The sequence below is a fragment of the Achromobacter sp. JUb104 genome, assembly GCF_024806975.1.
In the GTDB taxonomy this organism is placed as follows: Bacteria; Pseudomonadota; Gammaproteobacteria; order Burkholderiales; family Burkholderiaceae_B; genus Achromobacter; species Achromobacter spanius.
Map to the genome: position 1 here is coordinate 113,550 of NZ_JANUEY010000005.1, position 15,151 is coordinate 128,700.

16 protein-coding genes are annotated in these 15,151 nt (G+C 62.2%); 14 read left to right on the forward strand and 2 right to left on the reverse strand.

All coding sequences use genetic code 11. The features are described 5' to 3' along the window. The first annotated feature begins 195 nt into the window (after positions 1-195). The 13 genes from M2361_RS27870 (at position 196) to erpA (ending at position 10,887) form a co-directional block, all read left to right on the forward strand. Entirely contained in the window at positions 196-1,290 is a 1,095-nt protein-coding gene (locus M2361_RS27870) for a TRAP transporter substrate-binding protein (protein ID WP_259252989.1), read from the forward strand. Between the two features lie 260 nt (positions 1,291-1,550). Next, a complete protein-coding gene (locus tag M2361_RS27875; RefSeq protein WP_050447128.1) occupies positions 1,551-2,705 on the forward strand; it encodes an ABC transporter substrate-binding protein in 1,155 nt (384 codons plus the stop codon). Between the two features lie 172 nt (positions 2,706-2,877). After that, complete coding sequence (locus M2361_RS27880; RefSeq protein WP_259252990.1) at positions 2,878-3,759, forward strand: branched-chain amino acid ABC transporter permease; 882 nt, start codon at positions 2,878-2,880, stop codon at positions 3,757-3,759. A 3-nt stretch (positions 3,760-3,762) separates the two neighbouring features. Next, the gene (locus M2361_RS27885; RefSeq protein WP_100853197.1) at positions 3,763-4,644 is read left to right on the forward strand and encodes a branched-chain amino acid ABC transporter permease; all 882 of its coding nucleotides are present in this window, start codon (positions 3,763-3,765) and stop codon (positions 4,642-4,644) included. Continuing rightward, complete coding sequence (locus M2361_RS27890; protein ID WP_259252991.1) at positions 4,637-5,425, forward strand: ABC transporter ATP-binding protein; 789 nt, start codon at positions 4,637-4,639, stop codon at positions 5,423-5,425. The genes M2361_RS27885 and M2361_RS27890 overlap by 8 nt, the downstream gene beginning before the upstream one ends. A gap of 55 nt (positions 5,426-5,480) precedes the next feature. Next, positions 5,481-6,191: an ABC transporter ATP-binding protein gene (locus M2361_RS27895; protein ID WP_259252992.1), complete on the forward strand. Its 711-nt coding sequence runs from the start codon at positions 5,481-5,483 to the stop codon at positions 6,189-6,191. 318 nt (positions 6,192-6,509) lie between these two features. Then, positions 6,510-6,938 (forward strand): 50S ribosomal protein L13, encoded by a 429-nt coding sequence (rplM, locus tag M2361_RS27900; protein WP_006217309.1) that lies wholly within the window; start codon positions 6,510-6,512, stop codon positions 6,936-6,938. Between the two features lie 9 nt (positions 6,939-6,947). Next, positions 6,948-7,340 (forward strand): 30S ribosomal protein S9, encoded by a 393-nt coding sequence (rpsI, locus tag M2361_RS27905; RefSeq protein WP_006217310.1) that lies wholly within the window; start codon positions 6,948-6,950, stop codon positions 7,338-7,340. A gap of 135 nt (positions 7,341-7,475) precedes the next feature. After that, positions 7,476-7,772, forward strand: coding sequence for a hypothetical protein (locus tag M2361_RS27910; protein ID WP_259252993.1), 297 nt, complete (start codon positions 7,476-7,478; stop codon positions 7,770-7,772). A gap of 7 nt (positions 7,773-7,779) precedes the next feature. Continuing rightward, entirely contained in the window at positions 7,780-8,394 is a 615-nt protein-coding gene (locus M2361_RS27915; protein ID WP_259252994.1) for a hypothetical protein, read from the forward strand. Positions 8,395-8,562: 168 nt separating this feature from the next. Next, positions 8,563-9,627 (forward strand): N-acetyl-gamma-glutamyl-phosphate reductase, encoded by a 1,065-nt coding sequence (gene argC / locus M2361_RS27920; protein ID WP_100853194.1) that lies wholly within the window; start codon positions 8,563-8,565, stop codon positions 9,625-9,627. A 46-nt stretch (positions 9,628-9,673) separates the two neighbouring features. Further along, positions 9,674-10,429, forward strand: a complete 756-nt coding sequence (locus M2361_RS27925; RefSeq protein ID WP_404976463.1) for a DUF6776 family protein — start codon at positions 9,674-9,676, stop codon at positions 10,427-10,429. Between the two features lie 86 nt (positions 10,430-10,515). Further along, a complete protein-coding gene (gene erpA, locus M2361_RS27930; protein ID WP_006217313.1) occupies positions 10,516-10,887 on the forward strand; it encodes an iron-sulfur cluster insertion protein ErpA in 372 nt (123 codons plus the stop codon). 104 nt (positions 10,888-10,991) lie between these two features. Here the strand turns inward: erpA and M2361_RS27935 are convergent, their stop codons facing one another. Both M2361_RS27935 and M2361_RS27940 read right to left on the reverse strand, forming a co-directional pair. Beyond that, positions 10,992-12,125 (reverse strand): anhydro-N-acetylmuramic acid kinase, encoded by a 1,134-nt coding sequence (locus tag M2361_RS27935; protein ID WP_259252996.1) that lies wholly within the window; start codon positions 12,123-12,125, stop codon positions 10,992-10,994. Positions 12,126-12,204: 79 nt separating this feature from the next. Continuing rightward, positions 12,205-13,614, reverse strand: a complete 1,410-nt coding sequence (locus M2361_RS27940; protein ID WP_259252997.1) for a M23 family metallopeptidase — start codon at positions 13,612-13,614, stop codon at positions 12,205-12,207. 255 nt (positions 13,615-13,869) lie between these two features. Here M2361_RS27940 and tyrS point away from each other — a divergent pair, with 255 nt between their 5' ends. After that, a complete protein-coding gene (gene tyrS, locus M2361_RS27945) occupies positions 13,870-15,099 on the forward strand; it encodes a tyrosine--tRNA ligase (protein ID WP_259252998.1) in 1,230 nt (409 codons plus the stop codon). The last annotated feature ends 52 nt before the right edge of the window (positions 15,100-15,151 follow it).

Here is a 15,151-nt window from a genome sequence, read left to right on the forward strand (position 1 = left end):
CCACCGCGCAAACCCATCAGCAACCTCCCGCGCAAACCCATCACCACCCCCTCCGCGCGAACCCATCACCACCATCCCACCCAAACCCACCACCAACAGCCCGGGAATTCCTCTACTCACCCACCCCCGCCCAACGTGTAATATCCGGCGGGTATTGCTCGAAGTCCCTAGAAGCTGTTGGTCAGGAGCATTGCGATGCAACGACGTTCATTCTTGAAGCACGCAGGGCTTGGCGCCGTTGCGACGGGCGCCGCGGTCAGCGCGCCCGCGTTCGCGCAAGACATGCCGTCGTTAAGTTGGCGCTTGGCGTCCGCCTTTCCCGCTGCGCTGGACTTGCGCATTGGCGCCGGCGAGCAATTCTGCAAATTCGTGTCGGAATCCACGGGCGGAAAATTCAATATCCGCCACTTTCCCGAAGGCGAGATCGTGCCGGCTGCCGACCTGCTCGAGGCCGTCTCCACCAACAAGGTGGAATGCGGGCACGGTTCTTCTCGCGCCTTTTACGCAAAGAGCCCGGCATTTTGTTTTGACGCCGCCGTGCCATTTGGATTGAGCGCGCGTCAGATGAACGCCTGGATGAGCGAAGGCGACGGCCTGCGCCTGACGCGCGAACTCTTCAAGCCCGAAAAGATCATCAACTTCCCGCTGGGCAATACCGGCGCGCAGATGGACGGCTGGTACGCAAAGGAAATCAAGCGTCAGGCCGACCTGAAAGACCTGAAGATCCAGGTCGCCGGGCTTGCCGCCAACGTGCTGGCGCGCCTGGGTGCGGCGCCGCAACCCACAAGCCAGGTTCCGCTGGCGGAAGCGTTCGAGAAAGAAGGCTTGCAGGCCATCGCGGGGGCAGGCGCTTATGACGATGCCAAGCTGGGGCTGAATAAAGTAGCTAAGTATTACTACGGACCCGGCTGGTCGGTTCCCGGTGAACAGTTGTCGCTCTATATCAATGACGAAGCCTGGAACAAGCTGCCCAAGCATTACCAGTCCGTAGTGCAGGCCGCCGCGCTGGCCGCGCATGGTTCACTGACCGCGCGCTACGACGCGCGCAACCCGGCGGCCGTCGCGCAATTGTCGGCAAGCGGCGCGCAAGTGCGCGCATTTCCGCGCTCCATCATGGACATGGCGTTTGAAGCCACCCAGCAGGTCTACCAGGATTTGTCCGCCAAAGACGCGCGGTTCAAGGCAATACACGACAGTTACATGGGCTTTCGCGACAGCGAAATGCCCTGGTTCCGTTTGACGGAAAACGCCTACGGCCAGTATGTGGCCGTGGCGCTTTCCGGCAGGTAGCAGGGAGGGCGCCGACGGCCGAATGGCATTCGGTGCAAAGTAGGGTTTTTGCTAGCAATACCGCATTTTTTACAAAAAAATGGGCGGTTTTCGGGCTTTTCTCGAACCACATTCGAGTTTCGGCCTGATACAAAGGAGTAATATCGCGGGTCTTGACGCGCAACCATGGCGCCTTTAGGCGGCATATGACGTCAATCCGGCGGGATTACACCAGCCCGGATTACCAATATTCCGAGACAGACTTTAAGGTGGTATCAACCATGCAATCCAAGACCAAGAAGCTGCTGGCCGCGCTGATCGCCGCCGGTATCGTCCCGGCTGCGCACGCGGCTGACATCAAGCTGGGTGTGGCGGAAGCCCTGTCCGGCGGCGCCGCTCAGTACGGCGTGTCGATCCGCAACGGTTTCCAGCTTGCCGCTGACGAAATCAACGCCGCGGGCGGCATCAACGGCAACAAGCTGGTGCTGGTGGTTGAAGACGAACAAGGCAAGAAAGAAGAAGCCATCAACGTCTTCAAGAAACTGATCTTCAAAGACAACGTCCTGATGGTCTTCGGCCCGACGCTGTCGAACTCGGCCCAGGCCGCCGACCCGGTCGCCCAAGCGGCCAAGACGGTTGCCTTCGGCACGTCCAACACCGCTGACGGCATTACGTCCATCGGCAACTACGTGTTCCGCAACTCGGTTACCGAAGCCGACGTGCTGCCGGCCACGATTTCCACCGTCAAGGCAAAGACCGGCCTGAAGAACGTGGCCGTGCTTTACGGCAATGACGACGTCTTCACCAAGAGCGGCTACGACAACTTCAAGAAGGCCCTGGAAGACCAGAAGATTCCGGTCACCACCACCGAAACGTTCGCCAAGGGCGACGTGGACTTCAAGGCCCAGCTGACCAAGATCAAGGGCACCAACCCCGACGCCATCGTGCTGTCCGCACTGCTGGCCGAAGGCGCGCCCATCATGGTGCAGGCTCGCCAATTGGGCCTGAACGTGCCCGTCATCGGCGGCAACGGCATGAACTCGGTCAAGATTTTCGACTTGGCCCCTGGCGGCGCATCGAACAATCTGTGGATCGGCAGCCCGTGGTCCATCGAGAACAAGGCCCCCGAGAACGTCAAGTTCATCGACGCCTACAAGGCCAAGTTCAACGGTTCGCCCGACCAGTTCGCGGCGCAGTCGTATGACGCCCTGTACATCGTGGCCCAGGCCCTGAAGAACACCAAGATCACGGGTGAACTGGCCAAGGACCGCGCGGCCCTGCGCGACGCCTTGCCCGCCGTGACCTGGACCGGCGCCACCGGCCCGTTCAAGTTCCGCCAAGCCAAGGACCGCGCCGGCAAGCCCGCCGGCTATGATGCCGACCAGTCGCCGATCGTCAGCGTGACCAAGGACGGCAAGTACGTCATCGAAAAGTAAGCGCTACGCATCCCCGCGCGGGGGGATGCGCCTTGCGGACCGCCGTCAGGCAGCCCGCAAGGCGCTTTTTATCGCAGGGCCGTCCCAATAAAAGCAATGCCGTCTTCGCGGGCGGCGTCAGGCCATGCAGTGGGCGCTGCATGGGGCCCTCATAGATCTGGAAAGTCCCATCATGTTCGAACAACAATTCGTCAATGCCTTGTCGCTGGGCTGTGTGTATGCACTGTTCGCGCTGGGCTTCACGCTGATCTTCGGCGTGCTCGGGGTGATCAACCTGGCGCACGGCGCCGTCTTCATGGTTGGCGCCTACGCGGCACTGTTCGTGGTCCAGCAATTCGGCCTGCCCCTGTGGGCGGCGCTGATGGCCGCGTTCTTCGTGGCAGGCTTCACCGGGGTCATCATCGACTACCTGGTGCTCAAGCCGCTGCGCAAGCGCAACGCGCCGCACTTGATCCCCATGATCGCCACCATCGGCGTAGGCATCATCCTGAATAACGGCGCCCAAGGCATCTTCGGCGCCAGCAACCTGCGCTTTCCGCACGGCACCGTGCCCGAAGAAGTGATCGAAGTCGCGGGCCTGCACCTGACCGTCATCGAACTGGGCATCATCTTCCTGTCGTTCGCGCTGATGGCCGTGCTGATGTACGTCATGCGCCGCACGCAGTTCGGCCGCGCGCTGCGCGCCATTGCCGAATCGCCCAAGGCCGCCTGGCTGCTGGGCATCAACGTCGAAAAGCTGTTCGTCACGACCTCGTTCGCGGCGGCCGCCCTGGGTGGCGTGGCCGGCGTGCTGATCGGCCTGTACTCGAACGCGCTGTTTCCGCTGATGGGCCAGCCGATGCTGCACAAGGGCATCGCGGTCATCATCCTGGGCGGCATGGGCGACATACGCGGCGCCATGCTGGGCGGTCTGTTCCTGGGATTCGCCGAGGTGCTGTCGGTGGCCTATATCGGCTCCACCATGCGCGACGCGGTGGCTTTCGGCCTGCTGTTCCTGATCCTGCTGGTGCGCCCGCAAGGTCTGTTCGGCAAAGTGGTTCAACGCAAGGCTTAAAGAATGAGCGGATTCGAAAACTTCTGGGCCATCTACGGCAACCTGGTGCTCACGCTGGGCACCAACGCGTTGCTGGCCCTCTCCATCTGGCTGACCCTGGCCTGCGGCATGCTGGCCATGGCCAACGCCGCCTTTATGGGCATCGGGGCGTATACCGCCGCGCTGCTCACCATGAACTACGACGCCCCGTTCACGGTTGCGCTTGCCGGGGGCATGGCCGCGCCCGCGTTGGTGGCGGCGTTGATCGGCTTGCCGACCTTGCGATTGTCAGGGGTCTATCTGGCCATGGCCACGCTGGGCTTCGGCGAAGTGGTGCGCGTCACCATCCTGAACACCGATTCCATCACCGGCGGCGCGCTGGGCCTGAACGGCATTCCGCAGCTGACGCAGTGGTGGCATGTGGTGTTGGCGGTGGTCATCGTTCTGTTCGTGCTGTGGCGCGTTCGCGCTTCCAAGATCGGACGCTCGTTCGACGCCATCCGTGGCGACGAAACGGCGGCTGGCCTGATGGGCATCGACGTGCGCGCCAACAAGATGCTGGCGTTCGTGGCGGGCGCGATGATCGCGGGCCTGGCCGGCGCCTTGAACGCGCACCTGACCTTCTTCATCGGCCCCAATGAATACGGCTTTGACCGTGGTGTCGAAATCCTGACCATGGCCATCCTGGGCGGCATCGGCGGCTTGGCCGGTCCCGTGCTGGGCAGCTTCATCATTACCGTGCTGCCGGAATTGCTGCGCGGTTTTGCGGATCTGCGCCTGGTCGCCAACGGAGTGATTCTGGTGGTGATTGTGTTGTTCCTGCCGCAAGGCATCTGGGATCCGGCGCGCTTCAAGCGCTGGATGCGTCACGGCCAGGGTGGCCAGGGAGGCAAGCGCCATGCTTGAGCTTTCCTCCGTCTCCAAGAGCTTCGGCGGCCTGCATGTGCTGCATGACGTCAGCCTGTCGGTGCCCGAAGGCTCCATCTTCGGCTTGATCGGCCCCAACGGCGCCGGCAAGACCACGGTGTTCAACCTGATCACCGGCCTGTTGCCGCCCAGCGGCGGTTCCATCACGTTCCAGGGCCAAAGCGTTCTGGCCAAGAAGCCGCACAGCATCACGCGCATGGGCATTGCCCGTACGTTCCAGAACATTCGTCTCTTCAAAGAGATGACGCTGCTGGAAAACGTGGTGGTGGGCGCCTACCGGCACATGAATTACGGCTTCCCCAGCCTGCTGCTGGGCCTGCCGGGTTACCGCGAGCACGAAAAGCGCGCCCGCGAACGCGCGCATGAGCTGCTGACGTGGATGCGCCTGGATCACAAGGCCAATGATCTGGCCGACAACCTGTCCTACGGCGAACAGCGCCGCCTGGAGCTGGCGCGCGCGCTGGCCACCGAGCCCAAGCTGCTGTTGCTGGACGAGCCGGTTGCGGGCATGAACACCAACGAACGCGCCGAACTCATGCGCGAGATCCTCGCCATTCGCGATCGCGGCTACACCATCCTGATGATCGAGCACGACATGCGCTTTGTCATGGGCTTGTGCGAACGCATCGCGGTGCTGAACTTCGGCAAGATCATCGCTTGCGGCGGCCCCGACGAAATCCGCAACAACGAGCAAGTCATCGAGGCCTATCTGGGCCGCGAAGACGACGAAGACACCGAACAAGTGGAGGCCGCCAAATGAGTCGCTGGGCCGCTTCCAAGACGAATACCGTAGCGCGTTGCGCGGAGGTTGCACAATGAGCGCGATGCTTGAAGTCCGCGGGCTCGAGGTCAACTACGGCCATATCGAAGCCGTCCGCGGCATCGATCTGGACCTGAACGCCAACGAGATCACCGCCCTGGTCGGCGCCAATGGCGCCGGCAAGTCGACCACGCTGCTGGCGCTGTCGGGCCTGTTGCCCAAGGCGCGCGGCCGCGTCCTGTTCGAAGGCGAAGACATCACCAACCTGGCGCCCCATCAACTGGTGGCGCGCGGCATCGTGCAGGTGCCGGAAGGCCGGGCCATCCTGACCACCATGACGGTGCAGGAAAACCTGGAACTGGGCGCCTACCGCCGGGGCCTGAAGAATGTGGGTCCCGACCTGGAATACGTGTTCAACCTGTTTCCGCGCCTGAAGGAACGGATCACGGGTATCGCCGGCAACCTGTCGGGCGGCGAACAGCAGATGCTGGCCATCGGCCGTGCCTTGATGGCCAAGCCGCGCCTGCTGCTGCTGGACGAGCCGTCAATGGGCCTGGCGCCGATCGTCGTACAGGAAATTTTCCGTTCGCTGCGCGCCATCAATGCCGATGGCCTGACCCTGTTCCTGGTGGAGCAGAACGTGCGCCAGGCGCTGAAGATTGCCCAAACCGGCTATGTGCTGGAAAACGGCGCCATGGCGCTGACGGGCACGGGCCGCGAATTGCTGGGCCATCCGCGCGTGCTGGAAGCGTATCTGGGCGCCTGACCGCGCCTCGCGTTCCGGGGTTTTGTCCCCGGATTTGCATGTGCGCTGGCTGCAACGTTGCTTGCGGCCAGCCACTGCCTGAGTTCTTTTCACTTGCCCAATCTTTGAGCAGCCGTGTTAGAATTTCAGGCTTTCCCTCATTTTGACCATTGCACGGGCGGGTAATAACGCTTAGGCGGGACGTCGATAAAGGCAAAACCAAAGGCCAAAACCCGAACCAAAATTCTGGGTTTCAGTTCATAAGGTTTTGCCCAGTTGGGGAAAGAACACTGGCTAGACGTTCTAGCCAGCAAGAACTTTTTATTCTTAGGAACCATCATGAAGACCTTTGTGGCCAAGCCGCATGAAGTCCAACGTGACTGGTTTGTGATCGACGCCAAGGGCAAAGTCCTCGGTCGTGTGGCCAGCGAAGTCGCACGTCGTCTGCGTGGCAAGCACAAACCTGAATTCACGCCGCACGTTGATACTGGCGATTACATCGTCATCATCAACGCTTCCGATATCGTCGTTACCGGTACCAAGGCGAAGGACAAGAAGTACTTCCGCCACACCACGTACCCGGGCGGTATCCGCGAAACGAACTTCGAGAAAATGCAAGAGCGTTTTCCCGGTCGCGCCATTCAGAAGGCCGTCAAGGGCATGCTGCCCAAGGGTCCTCTGGGCTACGCCATGATCAAGAAGCTGAAGGTCTATGCTGGTGCCGAGCACCCGCACACCGCCCAGCAGCCCAAGACGCTGGATATCTAAGGAAACGCCATGATCGGTAACTGGAATTACGGAACCGGCCGTCGCAAAACTTCGGTGGCTCGCGTTTTCATCAAGAAGGGCACGGGTAAGATCGTTGTCAACGGCAAGCCCGTCGACGATTTCTTCGCCCGCGAAACTGGTCGCATGATCGTGCGCCAACCGCTGGAACTGACCGGCCACCTGGAATCGTTCGACATCAAAGTCAACGTCCACGGCGGCGGTGAAACCGGCCAGGCTGGCGCAGTCCGTCACGGCATCACGCGTGCCCTGATCGACTACGACGCGACCCTGAAGCCCGCACTGTCGCAAGCTGGCTTTGTGACCCGCGATGCCCGTGAAGTCGAACGTAAGAAGGTCGGCTTCCGCAAGGCACGTCGTCGCAAGCAGTTCAGCAAGCGTTAATGTTGCTGCAAAAAACCCGCTTCGGCGGGTTTTTTGTTTTTGGGCGGTAATGATGCGCTTGCGGTCACTACGCCTTGCTCTCCTTTCCTGTTTTCATTTATACGATGATGTTCGTATAATTGTCTGGAGCAGGCAATGGTTCAGCCGCGTGGGTTCAAGGCAGTCAGGGCGCGGGTCATTGCTGCCTTGCTGTGCGGCGCTTATCAGCACGAGGCGCGCAACCATATCGACGTGAAGAACCTTCTGGCGACCGGCGAGGTCTCTGCCGGAGAACTCGTCGATATTCTTCGTCGCTGCGACGGCTTCGGCTATTCGTGCAGTCCTCTGCATGGTGGAGTTGCGATTGATTGCCACGTTCTCCGGGCCAGCGGCTGGTACGTGAAGTTTTACTTCATTAGTCCGACCACCATCTTCATCAGTGTTCACCGTTGAGGGCGTCATGAGAATTTTTCAGGAAGGGGATCGCAGCCAAGCGTTTTGTCGCGACTGCGCCGCCTTGGTGAGCACGACGTTCGTCCGTCGCGATGTTCCGTTCAGTGACGGGTCGGGCGCGGTCAAGGGGTTGCTGATTGGCGCCTGCGACTCATGCGGCGCAACGGTGTCCATTCCGGCGCAGTCCACACCGGCGATCAGCAAAGCGCGTAAGCAGGCGCTTGAATCCATTGAAACCAATCTGCCGGCCATCTATGTAGACATCCTGGACTACATCGTACATACGATCGACCATCGCGCCTCAACGGACTTTCGGCGCGTCTTGCTGACGTATTTCATGCACAAGGCGGCCAACGATGCCCAAGCGCCCGAAATGCTGAGGCAGACGTTTCAACGAGCCCTGGAGGCGTTTCCGGAAAGGCGCGGTGCCGCGCGCCGTCGTCTATCGATGAAAGTGCCCGCGCGGGTCACTGAAGATCTTCGGCGCCTGGAGGCCAGCACGTTGCTGAACAAGACCGACCTGATCAAGTCCGTCGTGTTCGATATGCGCGACAAGGTGTTGGACAAGCCCAGGCCCGGCCTCATCGAGGAACTTAGAATCCTTTCTGCCATCTCCGCGTAGGTTCGGGGGGGCAACGGCATCACTGCTACCTTCTACAGCGCGGAACTCCGCCCCATCTTTCCCGGTCGGATGAGTCCAGATCGCCCATCGCAATGCCCGCGTCGGCGCAACCCTGTATTCTCCGGGCGATACAATCTGTTTTCGTCCTACGAAGAGTTCATACCTATCATGGCCCAAGCATCGAATACCCGTATCAAGGTTGGTATTGTCGGCGGCACCGGTTATACCGGCGTCGAGCTGTTGCGCTTGCTGTCGCAGCATCCCAATGTGGAATTGACCGCCATCACGTCCCGCAAGGAAGACGGCTTGCCGGTCGCTGATATGTACCCGAACCTGCGAGGCCGCGTGAACCTGGCCTTTTCCGCGCCGGAAAAAGCCTCGCTGACGGACTGCGATGTGGTGTTCTTCGCCACGCCCCATGGCGTCGCCATGGCGCAAGCCCAGGAACTGATTGCCGCGGGCACCCGCGTCATCGACCTGGCCGCTGATTTCCGCTTGCAGGACATCCCCACGTTCGAACGCTGGTACAAGATTCCCCACACCTGCCCCGACATCCTGGCCGAATCCCAGTATGGCCTGGTGGAACTGAACCGCGACGCCATCGCCAAGGCGCGCGTCATCGGCAACCCCGGTTGCTACCCGACCACGGTGCTGTTGGGCCTGGCCCCGCTGCTGGAAGGCGGCAAGTCGTTGGTGGATGCGCAAACGCTGATCGCCGATTGCAAATCCGGCGTGTCGGGTGCGGGCCGCAAGGCGGAAGTGGGCTCGCTGTTCTCGGAAGCGTCCGACAATTTCAAGGCTTATGGCGTGTCCGGCCACCGGCATCATCCGGAAATCGTTGCCCAGTTGGAGAAGATCGCCGGGGGCAAGGTTGGGCTGACGTTCGTGCCGCACTTGGTGCCGATGATCCGTGGCATGTTCTCCACCCTTTACGCCCGCATCCTGCCCGAGGCCCGCGACACGGACTTCCAGGCGCTGTTTGAGGCGCGCTACGCGAATGAGCCGTTCGTTGACGTCATGCCGGCCGGCAGCCTGCCTGAAACCCGTTCGGTGCGCGCGTCGAACAACCTGCGCATTGCGCTCAGCCGTCCGGGCAATGGTGACCAATTGATCGTCATGGTCGTCCAGGACAACCTGGTCAAGGGCGCGGCGGGCCAAGCAGTGCAGAACATGAACTTGATGTTCGGCGTTGCCGAGTCCACGGGCCTGGACCAGGTGGCCATTCTGCCTTGAGGCTTGGCACGGGCTGGCGGCGTGTGTCGCCGGCCCCGCTCGCTTTATGTCAGTCGACCCTGCATCCCCCGGCCCGCAAACCCGCTCCCTGAGCGGGATGCTGCGCCTGCTTGCGGGGCTGCTGATAGGCGTGTTGGTAGGTGGCGCCGCCGGCTATGGCTATGCGCAGCGGCAAGCGCGGCCACAAGACGTGGTAGTAATCAGCAGGCAACAGGCTGAAGAGCAGGCCGAAGCCATGCGCCAGCAGGGCGCGCAGTTGCGCTACACCCAAAGCCAGTTGGATACGGCGGACGGCGAACTCGTCATCGAGCGCGCGGCACGCCAAGAGCTTGAAACCCAGCTACGCACCGCCCAGGCCGAGGTCGGCCGGGTGCGCGACCAACTGGCGTTCTACGAGCAGCTCTTGCCCGCCGGACCGGAAGGGTCCGTGGATATACGCGGTGTGCAGATCGACCGTGAAGGCGGTGGTTTGCGCTACAAAGTGCTGCTGATGCGTAGCGGCCGCAATGGCGGCGCATCGTTCGCGGGTGCGTTGCGGTTCCAGGCCACGGGTGTGCTCAAGGGCGAAACCGTCACGGTGGAACTTGCCCCCATGCAGGTCAAGGCCGAAACCGGCCCGGTATCGGCCACGGCCGCCGCCGAGTCCACCTCAGCCGCGTTGCTCGCCTTGCAGTTTGATCAGTACCAACGCAGCCAGGGCATCCTGGCGATCCCCGAGGGATTTGTCCCCGAAAGCGTGACCGTCAGCGTCCTGGAAGGCGAAACCGTCCGCGCTACACGAAGTGTCAAACTCGAACTTTGAGTCTAGTCAAGCCCTGCGCTATAGTGACACTATGCGAGCGCCGTTGCCGCTCACCGAAATATGGCCGATCCGGCCAGGAGTGAACCATGAATGCAGTAACCGAAACCGTCGATCTTCAGGCCGCCCCGCCTGTGCCCTTGGTATTTACCGACTCGGCTGCCGCCAAAGTGAAGGATTTGCTGGCGGAAGAAGGTAACCCCGACCTGAAGCTGCGCGTCTTCGTCCAAGGTGGCGGCTGTTCGGGCTTTCAGTACGGCTTCACGTTTGATGAAGTTGTGAACGAAGACGACACCGTGCTGGACAAGGCTGGCGTTCAACTGCTGGTTGACCCGATGAGCTTCCAATACCTGGTCGGTGCTGAAATCGACTACAAGGAAGACCTGGAAGGCGCCCAGTTCGTCATCCGCAACCCCAACGCCAGCACCACCTGCGGCTGCGGTTCCTCGTTCTCGGTGTAATCACCCTGGCAGGAAAGTAAAAGCCCTTCGGCATGCCGAAGGGCTTTTTGCATGGGTCACGGAATACGCGCACGCGATGCGCGCTAAGGGATCCCTAGAGATCGTTATGCGGGATACAACGCGCCCAGGACCCGCGGGCCGCGAGCTCCCGTCACCGCTGGCTGTCCGGCGGGCTTGCGCTGGACGAAGGCCTGCGCAAGCCATGCGAATGCCAGCGCCTCGACTTGCTGCGCCGGCACGCCAAGCACGTCTGTCGGATGCACGGGGCGCTGCAGGCAATATGCCAGTTCCTGCATAAGGCCGGCGTTGCGGGCGCCGCCTCCGCAGACAAAAACTTCCTGCGTGTGCGCGGCGGCCGCGTCGATGGCGTTCGCGACGGTTCGGGCCGTCAGGCGCTGCAACGTGGCCTGCACGTCCTGGGGCGCCGGTGTGGGGCCGTCAAAGGCCGCCAGACGGTCGTCCAGCCATTGCAGGTTGAACAGGTCGCGTCCGGTGGATTTGGGCGCCGGCAGGGCGAACCAGGGTTCGCTGGCAATCAACTGTTCAAGCAGGGGGGCGATGACCTTGCCCGTGGCAGCCCAACGGCCATCAGCGTCATAGGGCTGCCCCAGATGCCGTTGGCACCACGCATCCAGAAAGACATTGGCGGGCCCCGTATCGAAGCCTCGTACGGGCAGGCCGGGCGCGAGCAGCGTGACGTTGGCGATGCCGCCCAGGTTAAGGACGGCGCGGCCTTGCGGCGCGCCGAAGATTGCGGCGTGAAAGGGCGGAACCAGCGGCGCGCCCTGGCCGCCCGCCGCCACGTCGCGGCTGCGGAAATCCGCCACCACATCAATGCCGCTCAGTTCTGCAAGCAGCGCGGGCGCGTTAAGTTGCACGGTGTAGCCGCTGTCCGGCCGGTGCCTGACGGTCTGGCCGTGGGCGCCGATGGCAGTCACATCGCGGGCATGCAGCCCCGCGTCTTGCAGCAAGGCGGCCACGGCTTGGGCATACAGCCTGGCCAGCGCATTGGCGGCAAGGCTGGCGCGCGCTAGTTCGTCGTCGCCAGACCGATTCAACGCCAAGAGCTCGTGCCGCAGGTTTTCCGGCATGGGCAGGCTGGCGCTGGACAGCACTTGCGGTGCTTGCGTGTCGCCCAAACGCACCAGCACACCGTCCACGCCATCCACGCTGGTGCCGGACATCAAGCCGATATAGAGCGCCGCGCTGGCGGGCGATACAGGTACGGTGGAACTCACGGGCGCCTCGAAGAAAGAAAAAGGCGGCCGGCAGAGTGTGCGCGGGCCGCCTTTTGGGACGTTGGCTGTTGCGCGCCGTCTAGCGGCTGGCCACGTTGGTCAGCGCATCGGGCAGCGTCTGCTGGAACTGCGTCAGCAGCAGGATCTGTTGCTTGTAGGGCGCCACGGCCTGGTTGAACGCGCGGGCTTCCGCCGGTTCCAGGGCGCGGGCAACAGGCAGGTCGACCGACAGGGGATCGATGGGCACGTTGTTGACGCGGAACTCGTAATGCAGGTGCGGGCCGGTGGCCCAACCCGTGGATCCCACGTAACCCAGCAACTGACCTTGCGAGATCTTGGAGCCCTTGGTGATGCCGGCGGCGATGCGGCTCTGGTGAGCGTACAGCGTCGAATACTGGCCGTGATGCTTCACGATGACCACGTTGCCGTAGCCGTTCTGCCAGCCCGAGAATTCAACCGTGCCGTCGGCCGTGGCGTGGATCGGCGTGCCCGAAGGCGCGGCGTAGTCCACGCCCTTGTGGCCCGTCCAGGTTTTGTGGATCGGGTGCATGCGCATGCCGAACGTGGAGCTGATGCGGCTGAACTTCAACGCGGTGCGCAGGAAGGCGCCGCGCAGGCTGGTGCCATCGAAGTCGTAATACGAACCCGACTTTTCGTCCGGGCTGAACCATACGGCGTTGTAGGTTTTGCCGCCGTTGATGAATTCCAGGGCCAGAACGCGGCCCGCGCCGGCGTAGCGGCCGTCGTGCGAACGGACTTCATACACCACGCGGAACTGGTCGCCTTGGCGCAGGTCGCGCAGGAAGTCGATCTTGGCGCTGAGAATGTCGGCCATCTGCATGGTGACCGAATCCGGGATACCGGCGCCGTCGGTGGCGCCGAAGAGCGACGACTTGATCGTGCCCACGGCCACCCGGGTTTGGCGGTCGGTGCTTTCGGTGACTTCCTCGGCCTTGTAGCTATCGCCCGACGGGGCAACATGCAGCATGCGCGTCACGACCTGGCCGTCAGACTCGTTGCCGGGCGTGTGGATGTAACGCAGCCAGACCAGGTTGCCTTGTTCGTCCGTGGCGGCCTGTACCGAGCGGCCGGGATAAAGCTTGTAGATGCTGCGGGCGCTGGCGTCGTGCGTCAGGAAGCTTTGCAGGTTGGGCGCGTCCAGCTCCAGCCGTTGCAGCACCGCCGAGAGCGTGTCGCCAGGGCGGATGCGCGTTTCGCTGATGTACGGGGCGGCGCTCGGCGTGCTGACTTCGACTTGCTCGGCGGTCAGCGGCAGAACGCTCTGGATAATGCGGGACGGGGGGAGTTCGGAGCGGTCGGGTTGCTGCACCATGCCCAAGGCGGCGGCGCCGGCAAACAAACCGATTGCGGTGACGAGAAGAGTGCGGCGGAAAAGTCCCGAGCGATGGGGCTTGGGCTCAACGGGCGCAAACAGGGCAGCAACTTTGCGCTTGATGCTACTCGCCAGTTCGTGGAGGCCACGATTCATCGTGAAGTAACCCTCTCAGGTAGCTGGGCTCGCAGGGTGCGTAACACGATCGGCCCCCGCGCATCCGAGATCCGGGGCAAGGGCTGGCGCTAGGCGCATCTTGTGAACAACGGGTGGTAGGCCGAACCGCAACTGCGTATAGATGGCAGTTGCGTATGATTGGGCGGTATCCTAGCTGATTCGGCTAGAATTTTCGATAGTTTTCGTCACTTTTTACACCTTTTTGTCGGCTGAAGCCGCTTTGGTCCCCCTGCCATGTCTCCCTCTGAAGCCCCTATTTCTCCTGAAGTTGAAGCCGATCTGCGTATAGCCAAGCGCGGCTGCGACGAATTGCTGGTTGAATCCGAGTTTGCTCGCAAGCTGGCCAAGAGCCGCGCGACCGGCGTGCCGCTGCGCATCAAGCTGGGGTTGGACCCCACCGCGCCGGACATCCACCTGGGCCATACGGTGGTGCTGAACAAGATGCGCCAATTGCAGGATCTGGGGCACAACGTCATTTTCCTGATTGGCGACTTCACCTCCACCATTGGCGACCCCAGCGGCCGCAACAGCACCCGCCCGCCGCTGACCCGCGAACAGATCGAGTCCAACGCCAAGACCTACTACGCGCAAGCCAGCCTGGTGCTGGATCCGGCACGCACCGAGATCCGTTACAACTCCGAATGGTGCGACCCCCTGGGCGCGCGCGGCATGATCCAGCTGGCCTCGCGCTATACGGTGGCCCGCATGATGGAACGTGAAGACTTCACCAAGCGGTTCAAGGGCGGCATCCCGATTTCGGTGCACGAATTCCTATATCCCTTGATGCAGGGTTATGACTCCGTGGCGCTGAAGTCCGATCTGGAGCTGGGGGGCACCGATCAGAAATTCAACCTGCTGGTCGGGCGCGAGCTGCAAAAGGAATATGGCCAGGAGCCCCAGTGCATTTTGACGATGCCGCTGCTGGTGGGTACGGACGGCGTCGAGAAAATGTCCAAGTCCAAGGGCAACTACATCGGTATTTCGGAGTCGCCCGACTCGATGTTCGGCAAGCTCATGTCGATTTCCGACACGCTGATGTGGCGGTATTTCGAACTGCTGTCCTTCCGGTCGCTGGAAGACATCGCCGCTCTCAAGCAAGAGACGGATGGCGGACGCAACCCCCGCGATGCGAAAGTCATGCTGGCTCAGGAAATCATCACCCGCTTCCATTCCGCCAAGGCGGCGGACGACGCGCTGGCCGCTTTCGAGGCGCGCTTCCGTGACGGCGCCATTCCCGAAGACATGCCCGAAGTGAACATTGGCGGCGCGCCGGTGGGCATCCTGAAGCTGCTGCGCGAGGCGGGCCTGGTGGCCTCCGGCTCGGAAGCCCAGCGCAACGTGGAGCAGGGCGGGGTGCGCGTCAACGGCGATCGGGTCGAAGATAAATCGTTGCAATTGCCGGCTGGAACTTACGTGGTGCAGGTGGGCAAGCGCAAGTTCGCGCGTGTTAACTTGAACCCATGATTGCGAAGTTTTGATACGCTGAGCAAACGGACAAGGGCTGGTACGCCTTTGC

What these genes read in the sequence shown, in the direction of transcription:
- tyrS (WP_259252998.1), top strand. Translation starts at nt 13,870, where the DNA reads ATGTCTCCCTCTGAAGCCCCTATTTCTCCTGAAGTTGAAGCCGATCTG.
- M2361_RS27890 (WP_259252991.1), top strand. Translation starts at nt 4,637, where the DNA reads ATGCTTGAGCTTTCCTCCGTCTCCAAGAGCTTCGGCGGCCTGCATGTG.
- argC (WP_100853194.1), top strand. Translation starts at nt 8,563, where the DNA reads ATGGCCCAAGCATCGAATACCCGTATCAAGGTTGGTATTGTCGGCGGC.
- M2361_RS27880 (WP_259252990.1), top strand. Translation starts at nt 2,878, where the DNA reads ATGTTCGAACAACAATTCGTCAATGCCTTGTCGCTGGGCTGTGTGTAT.
- M2361_RS27925 (WP_404976463.1), top strand. Translation starts at nt 9,674, where the DNA reads ATGTCAGTCGACCCTGCATCCCCCGGCCCGCAAACCCGCTCCCTGAGC.
- M2361_RS27895 (WP_259252992.1), top strand. Translation starts at nt 5,481, where the DNA reads ATGAGCGCGATGCTTGAAGTCCGCGGGCTCGAGGTCAACTACGGCCAT.
- M2361_RS27915 (WP_259252994.1), top strand. Translation starts at nt 7,780, where the DNA reads ATGAGAATTTTTCAGGAAGGGGATCGCAGCCAAGCGTTTTGTCGCGAC.
- M2361_RS27875 (WP_050447128.1), top strand. Translation starts at nt 1,551, where the DNA reads ATGCAATCCAAGACCAAGAAGCTGCTGGCCGCGCTGATCGCCGCCGGT.
- M2361_RS27940 (WP_259252997.1), bottom strand. Translation starts at nt 13,614, where the DNA reads ATGAATCGTGGCCTCCACGAACTGGCGAGTAGCATCAAGCGCAAAGTT.
- M2361_RS27870 (WP_259252989.1), top strand. Translation starts at nt 196, where the DNA reads ATGCAACGACGTTCATTCTTGAAGCACGCAGGGCTTGGCGCCGTTGCG.
- M2361_RS27885 (WP_100853197.1), top strand. Translation starts at nt 3,763, where the DNA reads ATGAGCGGATTCGAAAACTTCTGGGCCATCTACGGCAACCTGGTGCTC.
- M2361_RS27910 (WP_259252993.1), top strand. Translation starts at nt 7,476, where the DNA reads ATGGTTCAGCCGCGTGGGTTCAAGGCAGTCAGGGCGCGGGTCATTGCT.
- rplM (WP_006217309.1), top strand. Translation starts at nt 6,510, where the DNA reads ATGAAGACCTTTGTGGCCAAGCCGCATGAAGTCCAACGTGACTGGTTT.
- erpA (WP_006217313.1), top strand. Translation starts at nt 10,516, where the DNA reads ATGAATGCAGTAACCGAAACCGTCGATCTTCAGGCCGCCCCGCCTGTG.
- rpsI (WP_006217310.1), top strand. Translation starts at nt 6,948, where the DNA reads ATGATCGGTAACTGGAATTACGGAACCGGCCGTCGCAAAACTTCGGTG.